Below are 21,797 nucleotides of genomic sequence, written 5' to 3'. Positions count from 1 at the left end.
TACCGGTTGTCGTAACGGTGCGGGCGACAACCAGTAATTGGCGAGAGCGAACACTATGCGACTACCGGCTTCCAGTCCCGCTCGACGGCGTCTCGCTCTCCGCCGATCGCGTCTCAGTTGTCCGGTCGGCGCCGTTCGATGCCGAAGTGCGATCGGCACCGTCCGACGCCGTGCCGCGGTCGGCGCCGTTCGACGCCGAAGCCCGATCGTCGTTGCTCGCCCCGGTTTCGGCGTCGACGCCGTCCTCGACCAGTTCGTCGGCGTGGCCCTCGCGGTTCAGTCGACTGACCTGACGGCGGGTCGTCTCCACGTCGGCGTGCAGGTCCGAGAGCTGTTCGTCCAGCGCCGCGAGAATCTCGCTCTTGACGGTCTGGGTGTCGAACCGGTCGGCCATTTCGGCTTCCGTCGCCTGCGTGAGCGTCTTGTAGAACGCCGCGGTCTTGCCGACCTGCCAGACGGCGAAGCCGAGCACCACCAGCGCACCGCCCGCGAGCGGGCGCGACGCCGACAGCGCGTCCGAGACGTTTCCGCTGCCGCCCGACGCCAGTTCGAGCAGCGCCACGACCACGTCGTAGAGTCCGACCCAGACGCCCGCGGCGGCCACGACCGCGCCGAAGAGAAAGGAAAGTAGCGCGAGTCCGCGATAGTACAGCGCCCACCGAAGCGATGTTGTCAGTCGCATGCTCGTTTGCGAGGCGTTCGTTCCAGATAAATGTAGGCACCGAGGCGGTGGTGAGGGAGCGGCGCGACGCCGGGATCGAACCGGTGATCGGGACTGTCCGCCCGCAGAATTTACTCGAATGTGCGTTCAAATCTATAATGATTGTTAGAAAAGTTAATAACGCCGGTCGTGGACGTCCCGAACACAGATGGGAGTTCTCTGGCTGGACGAGATCGGTGCGGACGACGTCGACGCCGTCGGCGGCAAAGGGGCGTCGCTGGGCGAACTGACGGGCGCGGACCTGCCCGTCCCCTCGGGATTCGTCGTCGGCGCGGAATCCTACCGGTCGTTCCTCGAATCGACCGGTATCGACGAGGACCTGTTCTCGGTCGTCGACGTCGACGTCGAGGACTCGGCCGCACTGTCCGAGGCGGCCGAGCGCGCGCAGGAGTTGATTCTGGACGCACCGCTACCGGCCGAGCTGCGGACCGAGATCATCGACGCCTACGGAGAACTGGGCGACGACCCGTTCGTGGCGGTGCGTTCCTCGGCGACCGCCGAGGACCTGCCCGACGCGAGCTTCGCGGGCCAGCAGGAGACGTTCCTCAACGTCACCGAAGCGGATCTGCTCGAACGCGTCCGGGAATGCTGGGCGTCGCTGTTCACCCGGCGCGCGATCTACTACCGACAGAAGCAGGGCTTTGACCACAGCATCGTCGACATCGCGGTCGTCGTCCAGCGGATGGTCGACGCCGACCGCAGCGGCGTCATGTTCACGAGCCACCCCTCGACCGGCGACCCGCGGATGGTCGTCGAGTCCGCCTGGGGGCTCGGCGAGGCGGTCGTCTCCGGGTCGGTGTCGCCGGACAACTACGTGGTCGACCGCGAGGACGGCGCCGTCGAGGAGGTCACCGTCGCCGACAAGAAGGTGATGCACGTCAAGGACGACGAAACCGGTGAGACCGTCGAGCGTCAGGTCCCCGAAGACCGGCGCGAGGAGCGCGTCCTCTCCGACGAGCACCTCGACGCCCTCGTCGACCTCGGCGAGGCCGTCGAGGAGCACTACGGGACGCCCCAGGACGTCGAGTGGGCGATGGTCGACGGCGAGATCCACATGCTCCAGTCCCGACCGATCACGACCATCGAGGGCGAGTCGGGTTCGGCGTCCGAGGGCGCGCTCGGCGACATGGACCTCGATTCCCAGGGAGCCGGCGCCGATGCGGACGCCGAGTCGGGCGACGAGCGCGCCAGCGCGACCGACGGCAGCGGGGCCGTCACCGACCAGTCCGGCGGCGATCCCACCGACGAGGTACTCGTGTCGGGGCTGGGAGCCAGTCCCGGTAAGGCGGGCGGCACCGTCACCATCGTCGACCAGCTCGACGAGCTGGACCGAGTGAGCGAGGGCGACGTGATCGTCACCGAGATGACGATGCCCGACATGGTGCCCGCGATGAAGCGCGCCGTCGGCATCGTCACCGACGAGGGCGGTATGACCAGCCACGCCGCCATCGTCTCGCGCGAGCTCGAAGTTCCCGCGGTCGTCGGCACCGGCGGCGCGACCGCGACGCTCGAAGACGGGCAAGCCGTCACGATCGACGGCGAGCGCGGGATGGTCGTCGAAGGGATCGCGGACGTCGAGGACGAGCCTGCAGCGGACGAGACGGGCGCCGCAGGCGGTGGTGGCGCACCCGTAGATACCAGTCCGGCGGAACGATCCAAACCGATGACCGCGACGGAGGTGAAGGTGAACCTTTCGATCCCCGAGGCGGCCGAGCGCGCGGCCTCGACCGGCGCCGACGGCGTCGGCCTGCTCCGGGTCGAGCACATGGTGACCTCGCTGGGCAAGACGCCCGAGCGCTACGTCGAGGACCACGGCGAGCGCGCCTACGTCGACGAGCTGGTCGACGGCATCAGCACCGTCGCCGACGAGTTCTACCCGCGGCCGGTGCGCGTGCGCACGCTCGACGCGCCGACCGACGAGTTCCGCGAGTTAGAGGGCGGCGAGGACGAACCCGAGGAGCACAACCCGATGCTTGGCTACCGGGGCATCCGGCGGAGTCTCGACCGGCCCGAATCGTTCCGCCACGAACTGGCCGCGTTCCGGCGCCTGTACGAGAAGGGGTACGACAACGTCGAGATCATGTTCCCGCTGGTCAACGACGCCGAGGACGTACTCGGCGCTCGCCGGGAGATGGAAGCGGCAGGCATCGACCCCGACAAGCGCTCGTGGGGCGCGATGATCGAGACGCCCGCCGCCGCGCTGTGCGCCGAGGGGCTGGCCGACGCCGGCGTCGACTTCGTTTCCTTCGGCACGAACGACCTGACCCAGTACACGCTCGCCGTCGACCGGAACAACAGCGCCGTCGCCGACCGCTTCGACGAACTCCATCCGGCCGTGCTCAATCTCATCGGCGAGACGATCCGCGCTTGCAGGGAACGGGGCGTCGAGACCAGCATCTGCGGCCAGGCCGGGTCGAAACCCGAGATGGTCGAGTTCCTGGTCGACGAGGGCGTCACCTCGATCAGCGCCAACGCGGACGCCGTCCGCGACGTCCAGCGGCGGGTCGAGCGCGTCGAACAGCGCCTGCTGCTGGAGTCGGTGCGCTGACGGCCGCTCCGACAGCCGCGCCGACTACAGGAACTTTCGCACGTTCCAGTACATCCCCGAGAGCACGTTCCGGAGCGCGGAAACGGGGTTTATCCCGGCGTCGGGGTCAGACGCCGGCTCGAACGCAGTGTCGAGGTCGCGCTCGCTGACCCGACTGATCTCGCCGGTGTGGGCGCGCCGCCCGTCGCCGTCCGCGACGCGCAGCAGCGTCACGGCGTCGGTCGTCCCCACGACGCGGTAGACGCCGGGGTCGTGCGTTCCGTCCGTCGGTCGGTAGTGTTCGCCGACGTCGACCATGTTCGTAGCGACTCGTTCTCACCGTGGCCCCGTCAAAGTGCCCCCACGCTTTTGTCCGCGCCCGTGGGCGACTCGCACGTGACCGACCCCGAGCCGAACGACTACGTCATCGAACAGGCCGAGCGAGAGGGCGAGTCGATGCTCGTCGGCGACCTGCTGCTGTACATCGAGCGCTACGACGGCGACGAGCGGCCGGGCGTCAGCGACGCCCAGCTCGACGCCTACGTCGAGGCGCTCGCCGAGAAGAACTTCTTCGCGCGGGGACCGAGCAACGTTCGCGAGCAGATCGAACGCCGCACCGACGACAGCGAGACGTGGGTCGAGGAGGACACGTTCTACCGGGTCGGCACCGATCGGGTGAGCAACTTCCCGAAGCGCTGGCACGAGCAACTCGGCCCCGATGACGATCTCCGGGCGTTCGTCCGGGTGATGGCCGAAGACATCGAAACGTCGCCCCACGGCACCGACCGGGGCGGCCAGGGACGCGGCGTCCCCGAGCAGTTGCTGCTCGACGCCGCGACCGTGCTGGCCGACTACGACCGCGGCGACGCCAAGACCGAACTGGAGGAACTGCGCGATCGCGACGAGCTCGTGATGGACGCCGACATGAACCGGGAAGGCCGGGTGCAGCTTCAGGAGTAGAGTGCTGAGGCAGTTTCCGAAGTAGGGCGGATGTCGTTTCTGGAGTAACGTGCCGAGGTCGTTTCCGGAGTCGGCCGACGCCGATTTCGCAGCGGCGTCTCGACGCCGCGGCGCCGACCGCTAATCTGTACGCTTATTGGGATCCGACCGGAACACCGCGTCAATGATCGGACAGCGACGGGGGCGAGGGGTGCGACGATGAGCGACGAGGCGACCGCGTTCGTTCCGGGCCACGTCACCGGCTTCTTCAGCATCTCGGAGGACGACGACCCGACCAAGGCCGGCTCTCAGGGCGCCGGACTGGCGCTGACCGACGGCGTCGAGGTGACGGTCCGGCCGGCCGACGAACGGGAGGTGTACCTCGACGGCACGAGCATCGACGTCGAGCCGGTCGATCGCGTCCTCGACGCACTGGACGCTCGCGCGGTCGTCACCGCCGAGTCCGAACTTCCCATCGGGTCGGGCTTTGGCGTCTCCGGCGCGATGGCGCTCGGAACGGCGCTCGCTGCCAACCGCGCGCTCGGGCTGGCGCTCTCGGAGAACGAACTCGTCACGATCGCCCACGGCGCGGAGGTCCAGTCGGGAACCGGGCTGGGCGACGTCGTCGCGCAGGCTCGCGGCGGCGTCCCGATCCGGCTCGAACCCGGCGGTCCGCAGCACAACCTGCTCGACGCCGTGCCCGCACGCGCGCGCGTCGAATACCTGACGTTCGGCGAACTCGACACCGAAGCGGTGCTCGGCGGCGAGACGGACCCGATCGACGAGGCCGGCGAGCGCGCGCTCTCGCGGGTCGTCGGAGAACCCACGCTGTCGAGTTTCATCTTCGCCTCCCGCCAATTCGCCCGGGAGGCCGGGCTGTTGAGCGAGCGAGTCGGCGAGGCGATCGAGGATGTCAGCGACGCCGGCGGGCAGGCGTCGATGGCGATGCTCGGCGAGACGGTGTTCGCGCTCGGAACCGGGCTGACCGACGCCGGATACGATCCCGAGGTCTGTGCTACCCATCCCGCCGGCGCGATGCTTCGCTAGTCGCCCATAAAACGCCGCATGTATTCAGTTTTAAAACGGGAAAAATTATTTCTTGTATTCACATCGTGATGTCGGCTTCTGCGGGCAATAATCGGCTGTAGACGCCGATAGCGCGGTACGTGGATGGGGGTCGGCTATTCGGGGATCCGTGCGTTCGTCGACACCTCTAGTTATCACTAGCAATAATTGTAGGAAGGTTTTATGATTGGTCAAAGAAAGGGTGTATCCAATGGCTATCGATGACGCCGACCAGTCGGGTTCTGGACGATTCGACGGTGCCGATGAGTCGGCCACTTCCGAGGACGACGGGGACCCGTCTTCGGACGCGACGCCCGCGAGTGTCGGGGGGTACACGTGGGCGGACTTCATGGAGGAGTTCGGATACGGTAACGAAATCTCGGAGCTGTACCCGGAGCGTCCGGAGGGCGAACGTCTCGGTCTGGAGGCCGGTCCCGACGACGAAGAGGACACCGAACCGGAGAAACCCTCCGGCGACGACTGGAACCGCGTGCAGTTCGATCCCGTCCCGTATCTCGGCTTTCACCCCGACGAGCTGGGATCGGTGTTCGGCGAGCACGAGGAGATCGCCGAGGACGTCGATCGGACGCTCTGGGAGTACATCGACCCCGTCCAGACGCCCTGTACCAAGGACGTCTACGAGTGGGAGCACTTCAAGCAGGAGTTCTACTACGAGGGACGGGGCACCGGCGTCGAGGCGCCGCGCGAGGATGGCGAGAAAGTCCCCTTCGAGCCCGCCGACCACCTCGGTTTCGAGCCCGAGGACGTAGAGGACAAGCTGTTCGAGGGCAACTCGAAGGCCGAGGAGTTGGCCGACCTCGTCGACGAGCGGACCGTCAACGTCGAACACGAGGCCGAAGACGAGTTCTTCTCGACGGTCGAGGGCCACACGACGGTCGTCAACCGCTACGACCTCGAGAAGGCCGTCCCGATGGAGAAAAAGACCCACTTCCGCGAGGAGAACCGATACTGGGTCAACAAACCCTACGCCTTCGTCATCCTGTTTCACTCCGAAAAGGAAAACGAGAAGAAGTACTACGCCGTCGAGCCGTACCTCAACGAGATCGAACTCGACCTGCAGGACTTTCTCACCGGAAAGCTGCGAACGGCGATCAAGTACAACGACGACGACATCGCCACCGCGGGCGACGACAGCGTCCGCAAGGACGTGATCGATCGGGAGACCAAGAAGCTGCTCCAGCGCTACGATCTCTTTACCAGCCCCGGCAGCGGCAGCGGCGACTACGTCACCGAGATCAAGAAGCTGCTCGGCCGGGACGTCGAGCCCGACGACGAGGACGACGGCGGACTCCACGGCATCGAGGCGCGCCCCGAGGTGGCCGTACTGGAAGACGATCCCGAGACGCTGACGGAGTACCAGGTCGAGAAGCTGCTGTACCTGCTAAAGCGGAACTTCATCGGCTACGAGCGGATCGACCCCATCAAGCACGACATCAACGTCGAGGACATCTCCTGCGACGGGTACAACTCGCCCGTCTTCGTCTACCACAGCGACTACGAGCAGATCATCACGAACATCTACCACGGCGAGGAGGAACTCGACGACTTCGTGGTCAAACTCGCCCAGCGTTCGGGCAAGGGGATCAGCAAGCGCCGCCCGCAGGTCGACGCCACGCTGCCTGACGGGTCGCGCTCACAGCTCACCCTGGGGCGCGAGGTGTCCGACCACGGGACCAACTACACGATCCGCCAGTTCAAGGACGTCCCGTTCACGCCGATCGACCTGATCAACTGGAAGACGTTCTCGCTCGACGAGATGGCGTTCCTCTGGCTCTGCATCGAGAACCACAAGAGCCTGATCTTCGCTGGCGGTACTGCGTCCGGGAAGACCACGAGCCTGAACGCAGTCTCGCTGTTCATCCCGAGCAACACGAAGATCGTCTCCATCGAGGACACCCGCGAGGTCGAACTGCCCCAGCGCAACTGGATCGCCAGCATCACGCGCCCGTCGTTCTCCGACGACTCGCAGGGCGACGTCGACGAGTTCGACCTGCTGGAAGCCGCGCTCCGCCAGCGTCCCGACTACATCGTCATGGGCGAGATCCGCGGCGAGGAGGGCCGGACGCTGTTCCAGGTCATGTCGACCGGCCACACCACCTACACGACGTTCCACGCCGACTCCGTCGGCGAGGTGCTCAAGCGGTTCACCACGGCGCCGATCAACGTCTCGAAGACGATGTTCACGGCGCTGGACCTGGTGTCGATCCAGACCCAGACGCGGGTTCAGGGCCACAAGGTTCGCCGGAACAAGGTGCTGACGGAGGTCAACCACTACGACGCCGAGAACGACGAGATCAACGTTCAGGACGTCTACCAGTGGCAGGCCGAGACCGACGAGTTCCTGAAGATGGGCGAGTCGAACACCTTGGAGGAGATCAAGTTCGACCGCGGGTGGGGCCAGGAGCGGCTCGACCGCGAACTCGAAAAACGCCGGGTGATTCTGGCCTACCTCATCGAGAACGGGCTCAACGAGTACGCGCAGGTCGCCGCGACGATCCAGGCATTTATCAACGATCCCGAGACGATCCTGACGCTGATCGCCAACGGCGTTCTCGAGGATAGCCTCGAAGACCTCCGCGAGATGGAGAGCGTCCTGATCGACGTCGATCCCGAGAAGGAGGAACTGGTCCCGCGGCCCGACCCCAACGAAGAGGGGCTCAACGAGGTGACCGACATCCTCGAACGCGCAGAGGAGTCGATCCTTCAGAAGTACAAGGGCAAGACACCCAGCGGACTGGCGAGTGCGCTCGACGGCGTCGACGCCGCTGCGGAGCCGGAACTGACCGGCGACGACGAGGGCGACGAGTTTGAGTTCGGCGGCTCGGCGCCGGACGACGACGCCTTCGGCATCGACAACGACGAAATCTCCTTCGGCGACGACGGCGAGGACGTCGAGGAGCCCGACTGGTTCAGCGACGAGGGAGGCTTCTTCTTCGACGACGGCACGGAGGCCGACGCGTCCGGCGAGGACGTCGCGCCCGAAGCGCGGGACGCCATCGACAATCTCGATACCGACACCGCCGGCGAGGCGGCCGACGCTGCCGGCACCGGGAGCGAGTCGACGCCCGCGATCGAGGGGCCCGACGGCGCCGATGCGGCCGCGGACGCCGGAGCCGAAAGCGAGCCGACCGACGACGCGGAGCCACAGCCCGCACTGGAGGGCGAGACGATCTCGCCGGACGCTGCTGACGCCGAGTCGACAGCATCCGAGACGGGCTTGGACGGGAGCGAAGCGGATTCGGCGTCTGAGCCTGCCGGAACGGACACGGCTGCCGGGGTATCCGACCCCGACTCGACGCCCGGATCGTCGGACGCCGAACCGGAGTCCGTCGAGACAGGCACCGAACCGGAGTCGGCTGGGGCGGGAGCGGAGCCGGAGTCTGCCGAAGCTGACGCCGCGACGGAGCTCGACGAAGCGAACGCTCCAACGGAGTCCGCCTCCGCTGAGAGCGAGGCCGGGTCCGTGTTCGGCGACGACCACGACGACGGCGGGGTGTTCGGGGACGATCCCGATCCCGCGGACGACGGGTCGCTGTTCGACGACGCCGACGACGGGTTCGGCGGCCCGACGACCGACGACTTCGAGGGCGACGCCGACGGACCGTTCGGCGACGATGCGACGGCGCCGGAACCGGAACGTCCGCACGACGACGAGTCCGGAGCCGACGAACCGGCAGTGCGGCCGGACGCCGAGTCGTCGGCTGACCGGCCGACGGATGCCGACCCGCCGGATTCGGCGCCGGTCGACGCTGAGTCGTCGGATGCGGACCCTCCGGAGACAGGGCCGCAGGACGCCGAAACGCCCAGCGTGGACGCGTCCGCCGAGCCGGCACCCGACGCGGAGACATCGAGTGCGCCGCCCGCAGAGCCGTCGGTCGAAGACGATGCGAGCGACCCCGCGGTCGACGCCGGAGAGACGCCCGACGCCGCGGACGCGTCGGCGTCGGACGAGGACACCGACCGAACGTCGGTCGATCCGTCCGCCGCCGAGTCGATGTTCGAGGCCGACGAGGGCGGCGACGTCTTCAGCGACGCCGACGCCGAGGAAACCGACGCGCCGGGATCGATCTTCGACGAAATCGACAGCGCGGACGACGACTCGATCTTTACCGATGTCGACGAGGACGACACTGGCGACGATGGCCCGGACAAACAGGTCGAGGGCTTCGAGTACGTCGACTTCGACGCCGAGGACGGTGATGACTGACGATGAGTCTGGACACGACCGGTAGCGGGCCCGGCGGAAGCGGGTTCAGCACCGGCGGCGGACTTGGCGACGCCTTTTACCCGCTGTACGAGCGGCTGTTCTCCGAGGACAGCGACTTCGTCAGAGACGTCGAGCGAAAGCTCGGCGAGGCGCGGATGCCCGTCACCGTCGAGATGTACATCTCGCGGGCGCTGGCGATCGGCGTCATGAGCGGCGTCGTGCTGTGGATGCTCGGCATCCTGATCGGGTACTCGCTGGTCTCGATCGGCGTCTTCAGCAGCACCGAACCGCTGCTCGGGATGCCGGTGCCCAACGAGGCGGTGCTCCAGTTCATCCAGACGATCAAGATTCCCGCCATCGTCTTCGTCAGCGGGCTCGTGTTCGGCGCGATCGGGTTCGGCATCGGCTTCGGGACGCTGATCGCGGTGCCGTACTCCAGATCGTCGGCGCGCAAGCGCGAGATCAATATGCTGTTGCCCGACGCGGTCTCCTTCATGTATGCGCTGTCGATCGGGGGGCTCAATCAACTGGAAATTCTGGAGGCGATGGCGAAAGCCGACGACACGTACGGCGAGGTCGCAAAGGAGTTCCAGAGCATCGTCCAGGAGACCGAGTACTTCGACACGGACTACCGCTCGGCGATCCAGAACCAGTCGATGAACACGCCGAGCGACGAGCTGAGCCAGTTTCTGACCGACATGCTGTCGATCGTCAACAGCGGCGGCGACATGCAGGACTTCCTCGACGACAAGAAAGAAAAGCACATGCGGACCGCCAAGCAGCAACAGGAGCTCACCCTCGAGACCCTGGAGCTGTTCGGCGAGATGTACATGACGCTGTCGTTGTTCCCGCTCCTGTTGATCATCATCCTCGTCATCATGCAGATGATGGGCCAGAGCAGGACGGAGATGCTGTACGGCACCGTCTACGGGATGATCCCGCTGACGGGGCTGGGCTTTCTGGTGCTGGTCTCCACAGTGAAAGAAGACGAGGTCGGCGACGGGTTCCTGAACCCGCAGGGGTCGAGCCAGTGGGTGGAGGTCGACAACGACAGCGGCCTGCTCGATCTGGGACTGATCGAGGAGTACACCGGCAGTTTCAGCGTGTTCGACCGGATCAAGAACCGCGAGGGGACGCTGGAGACGATCAACGTGCTTCGCCGCCCTCACATCTTCTTCCGGGACAATCCGCTGATGACACTGGCGTTGACCGTGCCCGCGGCCTTGGTGATCATCTCGACCGCGCTGGTCGCGGGCTCGGCGCCGACCTCGCTCAGCGCGATGAAGTCAGAACCGGTCTGGGGGACGTTCGTGTACGTCTACCTTCCGATGTACATCGTGCTGGTTCCGCTGACGGTGTTCTACGAGTGGAACGTCCGGTACCGGAAGCGGGTGCTCGGCGAGATCTCGGAGAACCTCCGGAAACTCTCGAGCGCGAACGATACCGGGCTGACGCTGCTGGAGTCGTTCAACACCGTCGCGGAGACATCCACCGGGAAACTCTCGACCGAGTTCGAGACGATGTACGCGAAAGTCAACTACGGGATGAATCTCCGGGACGCCCTGGTGGAGTTCAACAACAAGTATCACGTCCCGCGGCTCGCCCGGACGGTGAAGCTGATCAGCAAGGCCCAGGAGGCGTCGAGCCAGATCTCGGACGTGCTGTCGACGGCCGCGCAGGCCAGCGAGAACCAGGACGACATCGTCCGCGAGCGCAAGTCGCGCACGCGGATGCAGATGGTGATCATCATCATGACGTACCTGACGCTGCTGGCCGTGATGGCGATCCTCCAGACGCAGTTCCTCGACGTGATGGCCGGACTGACCGACAGCGCTGGCGGCGGCGGCGGCGGCGGTCCCGCGGCGCTGGGTGCCAACGTCGACACGGAACTGATGTCGATGCTGTTCTTCCACGCCGTGACGATGCAGGCGATCCTGTCGGGACTGATCAGCGGCTACATCAGGGACGCAGATCTGCTCAGCGGCTGCAAGTTCGTGGTCGTGCTGGTGACTATCTCGCTCGCGGTCTGGGCGGTCGTCGGATAACATGTCCGGCGATCGACTCTCCGGCGCGACGTTCGGCGGCGACGAGCGCGCCCAGACCGTTCAGGACTTCGCGGTCGGGATCAGCATCTTCCTGCTGGTCGTTGGGGCGGTGTTTCTGATGTTCCCGACGCTGTTCACTCCCTACGAGCAGGCGATCGCCGACGAGGGCCCGGATAGCCAGGCCGACCGGATCGCGATGTTGATCGCCGACAACGTGTCGGACGACGAGGCGACGAACGAGCTCACCGCCGAGGAGATCAACCACTGGTTCGGAGGAGGCGAGAACGACCTGCGCGCCGCCGCCAACGTATCTTCGACGACACGAGTCAACGTAACGATGACGACGCTGGAGACGGATCGCGAGGATCCGATCGGTCTCGAGGACGGTAACGCCGAGATCGATGCCATCGAAGCGGCTGCCGGACCGTCCCCGGAGGGCAGTGATACCGCCACGGCGGCTCGAATCGTCACAGTAGGAGACAGCGACTGGATAGACGATTCGGCCGACGCCGACCCAGCGTATCGACTCATCGTGAGGGTGTGGTAACTATGTCAGGGAGAAACAACGCTGATCCGAACCGCCCGCCCCGGCGAGACACCGGCGATTCGGTCGGTGACGACGACCGCGGGCAGGCGTACACGCTCGAAGGCATCATCGGTGCGATGATCCTGCTGACAGCGGTGTTGATGGCACTGAACTCGGCGGTGTTGCTCCCCTCGACTTCGGGCGAAATCGACAGAGGCGTCCAGTCCGACGTGAGCCAGCAGGCGACCGACGTGCTGCGGATCGCCGCCGAAGACGGCAGCCTCTCGGAGACGCTCCGGTGTTGGGATAACGAAAGCAGAGCGTTCTACGGGTCACCGGACGGCCGGTCCACGTACAACTCGACGCATCCGATGGACAATTCGCTGGGGACGATGCTCAACCAGACGTTCACGGAACGGTTCAGCGCCTACACGCTTGACGCCGAGTACCGTCCGAATGGGAGCGGCAGCACCCCGAGGCCGATCGTAGCGGAGGCCACGGCAGTTCAGAGAACCGTCACTGTGACGCACACGGTGACGCTCTACGACGATCAGACGCTCGTCGACTGTCGGTCCGGCTCTGACGAGGCCCCCGACGCGGAACTATCGGAGCTTTCGGAGGAGAGGAGCGACGACGATTACTATCCGATTCCGGACGCCGCCCCTGACAGCCACGTGTACAACGTCGTCGAGGTACGACTGACGATAATCTGGTAACCATGACAGAGACACAATCGGACCGCGGCCAGCTTATTCTTGCGGGAGCAGTGTCGTTTGCGCTGATACTCATCGCAATCGCCATCGTGTTCTCGACGACGCTGTTCACCGCCAGTATGGGTTCGGGTGGCACCGTCGAGGCGGTGTCGGATGGAACAGGCACCGAGCAGTCGGTCGAAAACACGACGGCCGAATTGATCCGGGGCGTCAACGAGGATGTCAGAGGTGGAAAGGTGGTCGCACTCCGGGAGAACGTCTCGACGTACAGCGAACTGCTCGCGGAGAGCAAAGCGGAAACGAGTCCGACGTACGTCGACGTCTCCATCGTCGGTGTCGAGTTCGACGGGAGCGGTGAGATCGATCATGCCGATATCCAAATCGTCTACGAAACGCCGTCCGTCCTGCGCAAGAGCACGATCGAGGTGAACCCATGAGACGAAAACGAACCTTCACCACGGACGACCGCGGCGTCTCGACGGCGCTGACCCACGTGCTGACGATCGGCATCACGACGATCCTGATATCCGGGCTGTTCATCGGGACGACGACGATGCTCGAGAGTCAGAAGGACCGCGCCGCCTATCAGGAGATGGAAACGATCGGCGACAGGCTGGCGACCGAAATTACAGCCGTCGATCAGGCGGCCAATCGGACGCCGACGGGGAGTGCTACCGTCTTCGTAGAACATCCTGATACGGTCGCCGGAAGCTCCTATCGCGTCAGGCTCGCCACCGGTTCGAGCGCATGCAACACGTGGGATCCCAATACGTGCCTGATCCTCTCGGCAACGCAAACATCCGAGGACATCGAGGTGCCGTTCAGAAACGTGACGGCCGTCGAACCCGTATCGATCACCGGCGGCGACGTGCGCGTTCGGTACGATGCTAGTGACGAAGAGATCACGCTGGAGGCAGCATGATCGGACCACAACCAGAGCGCTCCAGTCGTTTGGACGACCGGGCAGTCAGCGACGTGCTGGCCTTCATCTTGGTGTTCTCGATCATCATCACGTCGGTCGGACTCGTGTACGTGTTCGGGATGGGCGCGCTCGGTGACGCGCAGGTCAGCGAGCAGAACCGCAACGCGGAGCGCGCCTTCGAGACGCTGACGGTGAACTTCAACGATCTACAGGACGGCAGCGGTGAGGTGCGCGTGAGCCAGATCAACCCGCGGGGCGGCGGTATCAGCGTCGACGACGAGACGCAACTCACGGTGGAGATCGGTACCGACACACCAGTCAGTGCTCAACCTGTCGGCTCACTCAACTACCGCCACGAGGGCACCGAGATCAGTTACGAGCTCGGGGCTGCGTTCCGCGCCGACGACGGTAACAGCGTGATGGTCCGACCGCCGGAGTTCGTCTGTACGACATCCGGGAGCGGCCCGGACCGGGCCGTGCTGTCGTACGCGAACTTGCAGTCGACGCAGCCGTCGTCAGTGACCCGGTCCTCGACGCTACGAATCCGGGCAACCGGAACGGGATCGGACGTCATCCGGTCCAGCGGGACTACCGAAGTCACGATCGAAGACTCGACCCACGCCGACGCCTGGGAGCGGTACTTCGATAGCGAAGGATGGGACACCTCGAGGCCGACATCGGACAGCACTGGCGACGTGACGGCGACGTGCGAAACCAACGGCCCGTCTTCGGTTACGTTCGTCCGCGGGACGCAAGTAGAAGTGGAGCTGCTGTAACCCGCGTCTAGAGCGCCTTTTCGGCTTCCGACTGAACGAGATACGCCCGATCGTCGCTGTACTGTCCGACTTCGTCGAGCGCGTCCTCGGTCCCGATCTGGACGAGCGCCCAGGCCGCGCTCGCGCGCACCGTGTCGGAGTCGTCGCCTTCGAGTACGTCCGCGAGCGGGTCGATCGCGCGCGTGTCGCCGATCATCCCCAGCGAGCGGGCGGCCCGCGAACGGATCGACTCGTTGTCGGAGACGAGCTTGTCGGCGACGTCCTGGGTCACCTCGTCGCTGCCGATCTCGCCCAGCGCCTTGAGGACGACCTTCTGGAGCCCGGGGTTACCGTCACCCTCGATGTACTCGACGAGCGTATCGACGGGCTCGTCGCTGCCGATCTTGCCCAGAATCTCGATGGCGTCCTGGTCGCGCTTCTGAGCGCGTTCCAGCATCGGCTCGACGGCTTCCTCGGGACCCATCCGGCGGAGCGCTTCGAGACAGTGCTCCTCCATGAAGTCCGAGTCGAGCAGGTCGAGCGCGATGAGGATCTTGTCGACCTCGCCGCGCTTCTCGAACACCTTCAGCGCGTGCCACTCCGGCGGGAAGTCCTTCCGGTGGTCGAGCACGTCGTAGAACCCGTGGTGGTCGAGTTTCTCGCGCACCGAGAGATCGCTCCAGGTTTCGGCGTCTTCGACGTCGGCGACGAGCGCTTCGGCGTCGTCGAGCAGCGCCGCGATCGTCTCGGCGTCCTCGTCGGCGTCGAGACCGGCGTCCTCGATGCCGTCGATCGCCGCTTCGAGCGCGCCGGTCAGATCGTCGGTCTCCTCGCCGGTCCGCTCGAAGGACTGGTCGAGTTCGTCGCCGGCGGCGTCGAGGAAGTCGTCGACGGCCGTCGCGAGCTCCGCGGCGCCCGCCTCGGTCCACTCGCTGGACTCGATTTCGTCGATCGCCGATTCGATCTCGGCGACGACGTCCTCGGCGTAGGGGCCGCGGGCCTCCTCGAGCTGGTCTTCGAGGTCGTCTTTCTCCGCTTCAATCTCCTCTTCGGGCGGATCCTCGTCTTCGTCGTCCGGTTCGGGGAGATCGGCCGCTTCGAGGTCCGCCTCGAGACCCTCGATCTCGGCTTCGATCTCGTCGAGGTCGCTCTCGGTTTCGGCGTCGTCGAGCTGGGCCTCGATCGCTTCGAGGCGCTCGCGGAGCGACTCGACCGTGATCTCCTCGTCGGCCGCATCCTCGGCGGCGTCGCCGTTCGCCTCGGCGTCGCCGCTTTCCTCGTCGCTCATGCGGACACCTCCGGGAGCGCGCCGACGGCTCCCGACCGGGACCGATCGCCGCGCGGACTCGTGACCGAACTCATATACACGAACCTGTGTGCGTACGTCCCCTAAGCGTTTCCTTTCGACCCCAGCAGCGGCGGCTCTGGCAGTCCGTCGCGCCAGTAGAACCGCGGCCCCAGCGTCAGGTACGCCAGCGCGAGGATCAGCAGCGCGACCGGGAAGGAGTTGTTCGCCCACGTGGGGAGCAAGATCGCGAGCGTGTGGGTTACGCCCATAATAAAGGCGTCGCGGGCCAGAAGGTCGGGGTACTCGATCGGCGCGACCATCAGGTAACAGAACAGGGCGGTCGCCGCGATCAGCAGGTTGGGATCGGTCACGCCCGCGAGGACGGCCGCGCTGAGGATTGTCGCGGCCAGCGTCGTCGGGACGCCCTCGGTGTACTCGTCTTTGGTGTCGTAAGCGGTGTACATCCCCAATCGGAGCACGGCCATCGCGACGAACAGCGCGGGGACGCCGGCGGTCAGGGCTGCCTCGGGCGTCGCCGCCGGTGCGGCCACGCCCCAGCCGTCCCGGACGGCGACGAACACGAGCACCGCCGGCGCCACCGCAAAGGAAGCGACGTCGGCCAGCGAGTCGAGATACGGTCCGGCGGCCGAGCTTCCGACGTGGCGCGCGACGACGCCGTCGAGTCCGTCGGCGACGGCCGCGAGCAGCAGCAACCGGGCGCCGATCTCGACGTCCTCGACGGTGACCACGACCGCGAGGAAGCCCAGCGCGGCGTTGGCCACCGTCACCGCGTCGGCGAGACTCACCCGGCCGACGAACCGTGGCTGCATGTGGTTCGGAAATGCCCACGCGGGACTTACGTCTTTACATTCCTCACGCTAGCAGCACAGAGGGGTATCGGTGCGCCAATCGACGTCGTTGACGCCTCGAAAGCACCCCGGTCAGCCGACACGGGCGGACTGAAAGGGGCGGGCCGCGCTCGAACGAATCGGCGCTCATAAATTCTCCCGGTCCCGAGAAGGAGGCATGAAGCGTCGCGCGTACCTGGCCGCGGTCGGGAGCGCAACCGCAGCGGGACTGTCTGGCTGTACCGTCCTCGGGTTCGGGAGCGACGGCGGCGGGGACTACGACATCGGCATGAGCGCGAACGCGTTCCGGCCGGACACGTACGAGGTGTCGGTCGGCGACACCGTCGTCTGGCGGAACACCAGTTCGCGCGGTCACTCGATCACGGCCTACGAGGATAACATCCCCGAGGACGCGGAGTACTTCGCGACCGGGGGCCACGAGAGCCAGTCCGAGGCCGAGAACGCCTGGACGGACAGCCGGAGCGGCAACATCCAGCGCGGAGAGACGTTCGAGCACACGTTCGAGGTGCCCGGCGAGTACGGCTACTACTGCATCCCCCACGTCCCCCAGGGGATGGACGGGACGATCGTCGTCACCGAATAGGTCCGTCACTATCTCTTCTGACGCCGAGCGGCGTCGCCACTCGTCAGCCGAGCGCGCGAAAAAGGATCAGTTCTGAATCGCCGATCAGACCTCGACGTCGTCTTCGTCGACGTCGACCGCGGTCTCTTCCTCGGCGGCGACTTCCTCGGGGCGGGCTTCCAGCGTCGTCTTCTGGATCTCGACGCGGCGCAGCGGGTAGATCTCCTTGCCCTCGCCGTAGATCGCGCTGGAGAGGCGGCCGTCGACGATGCTATCGAGCAGCTGCTCGAAGGAGTGTTCCTCGGCGGACTCCTCGACCAGGTCGATCATCGTGCGGCGGATCGCCTGCTCCTGGCTGGCGTCGGCCTTCTTGGTCGTGAAGGCGACGGGCTGGACCTGGACGCGGTAGTCGTCGGTCGTCAGCACCGTGATGTACGCCTCGACCTTCGACGCGCCTCGGCGGACGAGGCTGCGGAGGTAGTCGCGGGTGAGCTCGTGCTTGACGAACTCGGTGTAGGCCGCGTCGCTCCCGACGTCGTTGATCTTGAACTTCAGCTTCGTGTTGTTCTCGCTGGACTCGTTGCGGAGATCGCCCAGCGTGGTCTCGATCGTGCGACCGAGGACCTTGTCCGGTTCGTCTGCGGGGGTCTCGCCCAGCTCCTCGCGGTCGAACTGCTCGGGAGCGTGGATAGTGTACCACCGCTTTTCCTGTGCCTGCTTCGATACGGATCGTTCGCTCATGATTGTGTGTTGGTGTGTCGGTGTGCGTGCTGTGCGACTCGCGTCGCGACGTCCACGTTGACCACGTAGTCGTCGACGTTCGTCCTGAGTCCGCCGGTCGTCTCGCGCTCGATCTCGGTGACGACGGTTGTCGGGGTGCCGTCCTCGTCCGTCTCGACGCGCGTGTCCATCTCGTCGGTGTTGTCCGGCCGGATGGCTCGTGCGATAACACTCGCATCGTCGAGTTCGGAGCGGATCGTCGCCCGTCTCATAGTGCCTCCCTGAACGCTGCGATGAACGCCTTGGTGTCGCCGTCGTACCGTGCGTACCCGCGCTCGGGGGCGCCCACCGACGCGCCGCCGACTTCCTCGACGGCGGCGGCGAGCGCGGCGTCCACGCCGGACGCCTCTGCGGCCGCGACGGCGGCCTCGTCGTTCGAGACGGCCATCGCGACCGGCTCAGGGGACTGAAAGTCCCGCAGGAGCCGGGCGGTCGTCCGAACGGGAGTGACGTCGACGCGCGCGACGAACAGGCCGTCGTACCGGCCGGTCGTCGCCTCGTCGAGCCCGCGGTGGGCAGCGGCGGCGTGCTGGCGCCAGGTCTCGATCGCGTCCGCGCGGGCGTCGTGGCCCAGCGCGAGCGCGACGCCGGTGCCCGGCGCGTCGGTCGCCACCGCCGAGAGCACGTCGGCGTACCCTTCGACGGTCTCGAACGGCGCGTCGGCGGGCGCGGCGTGCGGTCGGAGCGCGCGCTCGGTCGCGTCGACGGCGCGTTCGGGCGCCGCGTCAGTCTCGGTCGACTCCAGCGCGAACAGCGACGCGACGCGCCGGTGCGCGTCGGCGTCGAGTTCGGTCGGCAGTCCGAGTTCGGCGAGCGTCGCCTGCGCCGCTCCGGGGTCGCCCGAGAACGGCGCGCGGGCGAGCGTGGTGTGGGCCAGCCCGTCCGCGAGATCGGCCGTCGGCGTCCCGACGCCGGGGCGCCGTTCGACGCCGATCTCGCGCGCGGCGTCGAGAACCGGGCCGGTCTCGCCGGCACCGGGCGTTGCGCCCGCGGCGAGCACGCCGGCGAGCGCGAGGACGGGATCGGGCGTCGCGCCCAGTTCCCGCGCGCTCTCGAAGGCGGTGAGGCTGGCCGGTCGGTCGGTCGCCGGGATCGAGAGCGCGTCGGCGCTCTCGCTGTCGGCGTCGACGCCGATCGTCACGGCCAGCGCCTCGGAATCGCCGGCTGCGATCCGGTCGGCGCTCTCGGCGGCCGTCTCGACGACGCCGACCTGGAACGGCCGGCGCAGATCGTCGAGCGCTCGCGCGAGGACGCCCGCGGCTGCCAGCGCGTCGCCGTCAGCGTTCGCGAACAGCCGAACGAACGGCGCGTCGCGAACGGCGGCGGCGACGTCACTGGCAGCGAGGGCGTCGGGTTCGGTGCGACCGGCGGCGGACATCGGAATCTACAGGAGCTCCTTGGCTCGCTCGTAGGTGTACTTGAAGTCCTGGTCGATCTCGTCGCCGCGGTAGTAGTTGGCCAGGCGGCGAACCTTCGACTCGGTGTTCTGAAGCGCGCGCTTGTTCTGGTGGTCCTGGGGGTTCTCCTCGACGTGCTCGTAGAGGCGGACCGATCGCTCCAGCAGGTTCCGGAGGTCCTCGGGGAGGTCGCTCTCGGCGTCGTTCTCCTCGAGAATCTCGTTGACCTTCTTGCCGGTCGCCAGCTTGACGTCCGGCACGGGCGTGCCCTTCACGCCCTCGTCGCGCAGCTTCTGGCCGATCTGGCTCGGCTCGTTGCCCTGCTCGGCCAGTTCGACGACGCGCTCTTCGATCTCGTCGGCGTCGACGTCGCTCCACTCCGGCGGTTCGTCTGCCGTGGGGTGGTCCGAACCGGACGACCCACGACGGTCAGTGTGCATTCGTGCCATGATTTGAGGATAGGAACCGCACAACCGCAGACGTAGTCCGGCCTCTGTGGGCCGGGCGCACTTCCGCAATCCCGAGCCGCGAGAAACGCGGCGAGTCAGATTTGCGGCCGTGCTGTTCCCGACGGGAGCTTGCGCGGACGCCGACTAAAGGATTTCGTAACGCGCTGCGTCTCGACGCCAATGCTCGACAGCGCCGCGGCGTCAAGACACCGACGAGCGACCGGCTAAAGCGGACGTATCGGAGCTGATACGGACTCGTCGGGACTGAGCGAACCGAAGGTTCGCGAAGGTCGACGAGTCCATCGACTGAACGAAGCGTAGCGAAGTGAAGGAAATGGACTCGTCGGGATTTGAACCCGAGGCCTTCCCCGTGCCAGGGGGATGATCTACCGCTGATCTACGAGCCCTCGAACGCATCAGTCGATACCTGCCGCTCCGGTATAAACCTCTCGAAATAGACGACGGGACGGGATCGAATGGCACACCGGATCGCGTCGCGGCGATGGCGCGCTCAGAGCTTGCCGCCGAGCACCTTCGCCGCCGTCAGCACGGGGTCCCAGGTGGTGTTGAACGGCGGCGCGTAGGCCAGATCGTAGTCGGACAGTTCGTCGACGGTGACGCCCTCGGTCACGGCGCCGACGAGGGCGTGACTGCGGTGGACGGCGCCCTCGCCATACTCCGAGACGAGACAGCCGCCCAGAACGCGCCCCGACTCGCGGTCGGTGGTGAGCGTCACGGTCACCGTCCCGCCCTCGGGGTAGTAGCCGGCGCGGGACTTCGCGTCGATCGTCTCGGTGATCGGGTCGAACCCGGCCGCGCGGGCCTCCTCGTGGTTGAGGATCCCCGTTCGTGCGGCCTCGACCTCGAACGCCTTGACGGCGGCCGTCCCCGCGATTCCGCCGCCCTCCGACGGCGTCCCGGCGACGGTCTGGCCGACCGCGCGCCCGTGGCGATTCGCGGTCAGCGCCAGCGGGACGTACGCCGGTTCGCCGGTGACGACGTGTTCGGCCTCCGCGCAGTCACCCGCCGCGTAGACGTCCGGACGGTTCGTCTCCCGGTAGGTGTCGGTCGCGATCGCGCCCGTCTCGCCGAGTTCGATGCCGGCGTCCTCCGCTAACTCGGTCCGCGGTCGGACGCCGGTGCCGACCAGCGCCATGTCGATCGGGACGCGGTCGTCGGTCGTCTCGATCGCCTCGACGCGATCCGCGCCGACCAGCGCTTCGACCTCGGCTTCCAGGTACACCGCGACGTCCTGGTCGCGGAGGTGATCGAGGATGCGCTCGCTCGTCGCCTCGCTGAACTGCTTGAGGATGCGACCGCCGCGCTGGAACAGGTGGACCTCGAAGCCGTTGGCCGCCAGCGCCTCGGCCATCTCGACGCCGATGTACCCGCCGCCGACGACCCCGACCGGCCCGCTGCAGGTTTCGAGGAACTGGCAGGCTGGACCACGATCGGGTTGCTGGAGGTCCTCCTCGGACCGGGCGCGCCCGACGTACTCGCGGAGGTCGTTGCCGTCTGACATCGAGCCGAGTGTGAAGACGCCCTCGCGGTCGAGCCCCTCGATCCGCGGCTCGACGGCGGCCGCGCCGGTCGACAGCAGCAGGTGATCGTATTCCACCGTCACCTCGCCGTCGTCGCTGCGGGCGGTGACGGTGCGGTCGTCGGGATCGACGTCGATCACGTCGTGGCCCGTCCGGAGGTCGATGTCGCGCTCCTCGCGGAACTCCTCGGGCGTCACGGAAACCAGGTCCTGCAGCGACTGGATCTCGCCCTTGACGTAGTAGGGCAGCCCGCAGGCGCCGTAGGACACCCACTCGCCCCGCTCGAACACGACGACGTCGAGGTCGGGATCCTCTCGCTTGGCCTTGCTCGCGGCCGACATGCCGGCGGCGTCGCCGCCGACTACGACGAACGTAGTCACGCGTCAACAGTTATCGTCGCTCGGCATAAACCCGCCCCGGACGTGCGATACCCTCGCATTTGTGACGGGCGGCCGCTCGCACTGGATCCG

At 66.6% G+C, this 21,797-nt stretch carries 20 protein-coding genes and 1 tRNA gene; 11 read left to right on the top strand and 10 right to left on the bottom strand.

The genetic code is table 11. The features are described from left to right. Nucleotides 1-61: 61 nt before the first annotated feature. Nucleotides 62-682, bottom strand: coding sequence for a hypothetical protein (locus NO931_RS11265; protein ID WP_256392429.1), 621 nt, complete (start codon nucleotides 680-682; stop codon nucleotides 62-64). Between the two features lie 187 nt (nucleotides 683-869). On the opposite strand from NO931_RS11265, the gene ppsA reads away from it, so the two are divergent. Next, a complete protein-coding gene (ppsA, locus tag NO931_RS11260) occupies nucleotides 870-3,269 on the top strand; it encodes a phosphoenolpyruvate synthase (protein WP_256392428.1) in 2,400 nt (799 codons plus the stop codon). Between the two features lie 24 nt (nucleotides 3,270-3,293). On the opposite strand, the gene NO931_RS11255 is transcribed toward ppsA, so the two are convergent. Further along, nucleotides 3,294-3,566, bottom strand: coding sequence for a hypothetical protein (locus NO931_RS11255; RefSeq protein WP_256392427.1), 273 nt, complete (start codon nucleotides 3,564-3,566; stop codon nucleotides 3,294-3,296). A gap of 78 nt (nucleotides 3,567-3,644) precedes the next feature. On the opposite strand from NO931_RS11255, the gene NO931_RS11250 reads away from it, so the two are divergent. From NO931_RS11250 to NO931_RS11210, 9 genes are all read left to right on the top strand, one after another. Further along, the gene (locus tag NO931_RS11250) at nucleotides 3,645-4,208 is read left to right on the top strand and encodes a hypothetical protein (RefSeq protein ID WP_256392426.1); all 564 of its coding nucleotides are present in this window, start codon (nucleotides 3,645-3,647) and stop codon (nucleotides 4,206-4,208) included. 198 nt (nucleotides 4,209-4,406) lie between these two features. Then, a complete protein-coding gene (locus tag NO931_RS11245; protein ID WP_256392425.1) occupies nucleotides 4,407-5,234 on the top strand; it encodes a pantoate kinase in 828 nt (275 codons plus the stop codon). 229 nt (nucleotides 5,235-5,463) lie between these two features. Beyond that, nucleotides 5,464-9,480: an ATPase, T2SS/T4P/T4SS family gene (locus NO931_RS20855; RefSeq protein ID WP_375142049.1), complete on the top strand. Its 4,017-nt coding sequence runs from the start codon at nucleotides 5,464-5,466 to the stop codon at nucleotides 9,478-9,480. Between the two features lie 2 nt (nucleotides 9,481-9,482). Then, entirely contained in the window at nucleotides 9,483-11,525 is a 2,043-nt protein-coding gene (locus NO931_RS11235) for a type II secretion system F family protein (RefSeq protein ID WP_256392424.1), read from the top strand. A 1-nt stretch (nucleotide 11,526) separates the two neighbouring features. Continuing rightward, on the top strand, nucleotides 11,527-12,072 hold the full coding sequence (locus NO931_RS11230; protein WP_256392423.1) for a DUF7287 family protein: 546 nt from the start codon (nucleotides 11,527-11,529) through the stop codon (nucleotides 12,070-12,072). Nucleotides 12,073-12,074: 2 nt separating this feature from the next. Next, entirely contained in the window at nucleotides 12,075-12,767 is a 693-nt protein-coding gene (locus NO931_RS11225) for a DUF7288 family protein (protein ID WP_256392422.1), read from the top strand. 2 nt (nucleotides 12,768-12,769) lie between these two features. Further along, nucleotides 12,770-13,201, top strand: a complete 432-nt coding sequence (locus NO931_RS11220) for a DUF7261 family protein (protein WP_256392421.1) — start codon at nucleotides 12,770-12,772, stop codon at nucleotides 13,199-13,201. After that, nucleotides 13,198-13,686, top strand: a complete 489-nt coding sequence (locus tag NO931_RS11215; protein WP_256392420.1) for a DUF7266 family protein — start codon at nucleotides 13,198-13,200, stop codon at nucleotides 13,684-13,686. The genes NO931_RS11220 and NO931_RS11215 overlap by 4 nt, the downstream gene beginning before the upstream one ends. Next, a complete protein-coding gene (locus tag NO931_RS11210; protein WP_256392419.1) occupies nucleotides 13,683-14,462 on the top strand; it encodes a DUF7289 family protein in 780 nt (259 codons plus the stop codon). Before NO931_RS11215 ends, NO931_RS11210 begins: the two co-directional genes overlap by 4 nt. 7 nt (nucleotides 14,463-14,469) lie before the next feature. On the opposite strand, the gene NO931_RS11205 is transcribed toward NO931_RS11210, so the two are convergent. Both NO931_RS11205 and NO931_RS11200 read right to left on the bottom strand, forming a co-directional pair. Next, nucleotides 14,470-15,729, bottom strand: a complete 1,260-nt coding sequence (locus NO931_RS11205; RefSeq protein ID WP_256392418.1) for a HEAT repeat domain-containing protein — start codon at nucleotides 15,727-15,729, stop codon at nucleotides 14,470-14,472. A gap of 101 nt (nucleotides 15,730-15,830) precedes the next feature. Beyond that, nucleotides 15,831-16,559: a protein sorting system archaetidylserine synthase gene (locus NO931_RS11200; protein WP_256392417.1), complete on the bottom strand. Its 729-nt coding sequence runs from the start codon at nucleotides 16,557-16,559 to the stop codon at nucleotides 15,831-15,833. A gap of 196 nt (nucleotides 16,560-16,755) precedes the next feature. Here NO931_RS11200 and NO931_RS11195 point away from each other — a divergent pair, with 196 nt between their 5' ends. Beyond that, nucleotides 16,756-17,181, top strand: a complete 426-nt coding sequence (locus NO931_RS11195) for a cupredoxin domain-containing protein (protein ID WP_256392416.1) — start codon at nucleotides 16,756-16,758, stop codon at nucleotides 17,179-17,181. Between the two features lie 84 nt (nucleotides 17,182-17,265). Here the strand turns inward: NO931_RS11195 and NO931_RS11190 are convergent, their stop codons facing one another. The 6 genes from NO931_RS11190 to NO931_RS11165 all read right to left on the bottom strand — a co-directional run bounded on the left by NO931_RS11190 (nucleotide 17,266) and on the right by NO931_RS11165 (nucleotide 21,707). Beyond that, entirely contained in the window at nucleotides 17,266-17,901 is a 636-nt protein-coding gene (locus NO931_RS11190; protein WP_256392415.1) for a 30S ribosomal protein S3ae, read from the bottom strand. Then, nucleotides 17,898-18,152: a KEOPS complex subunit Pcc1 gene (locus NO931_RS11185; protein ID WP_256392414.1), complete on the bottom strand. Its 255-nt coding sequence runs from the start codon at nucleotides 18,150-18,152 to the stop codon at nucleotides 17,898-17,900. The genes NO931_RS11190 and NO931_RS11185 overlap by 4 nt, the downstream gene beginning before the upstream one ends. Further along, complete coding sequence (locus NO931_RS11180) at nucleotides 18,149-19,318, bottom strand: exonuclease RecJ (protein WP_256392413.1); 1,170 nt, start codon at nucleotides 19,316-19,318, stop codon at nucleotides 18,149-18,151. Before NO931_RS11180 ends, NO931_RS11185 begins: the two co-directional genes overlap by 4 nt. 6 nt (nucleotides 19,319-19,324) lie before the next feature. Beyond that, nucleotides 19,325-19,786 (bottom strand): 30S ribosomal protein S15, encoded by a 462-nt coding sequence (locus NO931_RS11175; protein WP_256392412.1) that lies wholly within the window; start codon nucleotides 19,784-19,786, stop codon nucleotides 19,325-19,327. Between the two features lie 335 nt (nucleotides 19,787-20,121). Next, nucleotides 20,122-20,193: transfer RNA gene (locus NO931_RS11170), tRNA-Ala, on the bottom strand. Nucleotides 20,194-20,297: 104 nt separating this feature from the next. Continuing rightward, nucleotides 20,298-21,707 carry an FAD-dependent oxidoreductase gene (locus NO931_RS11165; protein ID WP_256392411.1) on the bottom strand — a complete coding sequence of 470 codons (1,410 nt, stop codon included), beginning with the start codon at nucleotides 21,705-21,707 and terminating at the stop codon, nucleotides 20,298-20,300. Nucleotides 21,708-21,797: the final 90 nt, after the last annotated feature.

The sequence above is a fragment of the Natronoarchaeum rubrum genome (genome assembly GCF_024494695.1).
Note: the sequence above shows the minus strand (reverse complement) of the source record. Positions and strands in the feature narration are given on the sequence as shown.

Excerpts from the sequence above, each read along its gene's own strand:
- NO931_RS11220 (WP_256392421.1), top strand. The coding sequence starts at position 12,770 with ATGACAGAGACACAATCGGACCGCGGCCAGCTTATTCTTGCGGGAGCA.
- NO931_RS11190 (WP_256392415.1), bottom strand. The coding sequence starts at position 17,901 with ATGAGCGAACGATCCGTATCGAAGCAGGCACAGGAAAAGCGGTGGTAC.
- NO931_RS11180 (WP_256392413.1), bottom strand. The coding sequence starts at position 19,318 with ATGTCCGCCGCCGGTCGCACCGAACCCGACGCCCTCGCTGCCAGTGAC.
- NO931_RS11215 (WP_256392420.1), top strand. The coding sequence starts at position 13,198 with ATGAGACGAAAACGAACCTTCACCACGGACGACCGCGGCGTCTCGACG.
- NO931_RS11185 (WP_256392414.1), bottom strand. The coding sequence starts at position 18,152 with ATGAGACGGGCGACGATCCGCTCCGAACTCGACGATGCGAGTGTTATC.
- NO931_RS11225 (WP_256392422.1), top strand. The coding sequence starts at position 12,075 with ATGTCAGGGAGAAACAACGCTGATCCGAACCGCCCGCCCCGGCGAGAC.
- NO931_RS11175 (WP_256392412.1), bottom strand. The coding sequence starts at position 19,786 with ATGGCACGAATGCACACTGACCGTCGTGGGTCGTCCGGTTCGGACCAC.
- NO931_RS20855 (WP_375142049.1), top strand. The coding sequence starts at position 5,464 with ATGGCTATCGATGACGCCGACCAGTCGGGTTCTGGACGATTCGACGGT.
- NO931_RS11200 (WP_256392417.1), bottom strand. The coding sequence starts at position 16,559 with ATGCAGCCACGGTTCGTCGGCCGGGTGAGTCTCGCCGACGCGGTGACG.
- NO931_RS11255 (WP_256392427.1), bottom strand. The coding sequence starts at position 3,566 with ATGGTCGACGTCGGCGAACACTACCGACCGACGGACGGAACGCACGAC.
- NO931_RS11195 (WP_256392416.1), top strand. The coding sequence starts at position 16,756 with ATGAAGCGTCGCGCGTACCTGGCCGCGGTCGGGAGCGCAACCGCAGCG.
- NO931_RS11210 (WP_256392419.1), top strand. The coding sequence starts at position 13,683 with ATGATCGGACCACAACCAGAGCGCTCCAGTCGTTTGGACGACCGGGCA.
- ppsA (WP_256392428.1), top strand. The coding sequence starts at position 870 with ATGGGAGTTCTCTGGCTGGACGAGATCGGTGCGGACGACGTCGACGCC.
- NO931_RS11265 (WP_256392429.1), bottom strand. The coding sequence starts at position 682 with ATGCGACTGACAACATCGCTTCGGTGGGCGCTGTACTATCGCGGACTC.
- NO931_RS11235 (WP_256392424.1), top strand. The coding sequence starts at position 9,483 with ATGAGTCTGGACACGACCGGTAGCGGGCCCGGCGGAAGCGGGTTCAGC.
- NO931_RS11245 (WP_256392425.1), top strand. The coding sequence starts at position 4,407 with ATGAGCGACGAGGCGACCGCGTTCGTTCCGGGCCACGTCACCGGCTTC.
- NO931_RS11205 (WP_256392418.1), bottom strand. The coding sequence starts at position 15,729 with ATGAGCGACGAGGAAAGCGGCGACGCCGAGGCGAACGGCGACGCCGCC.
- NO931_RS11230 (WP_256392423.1), top strand. The coding sequence starts at position 11,527 with ATGTCCGGCGATCGACTCTCCGGCGCGACGTTCGGCGGCGACGAGCGC.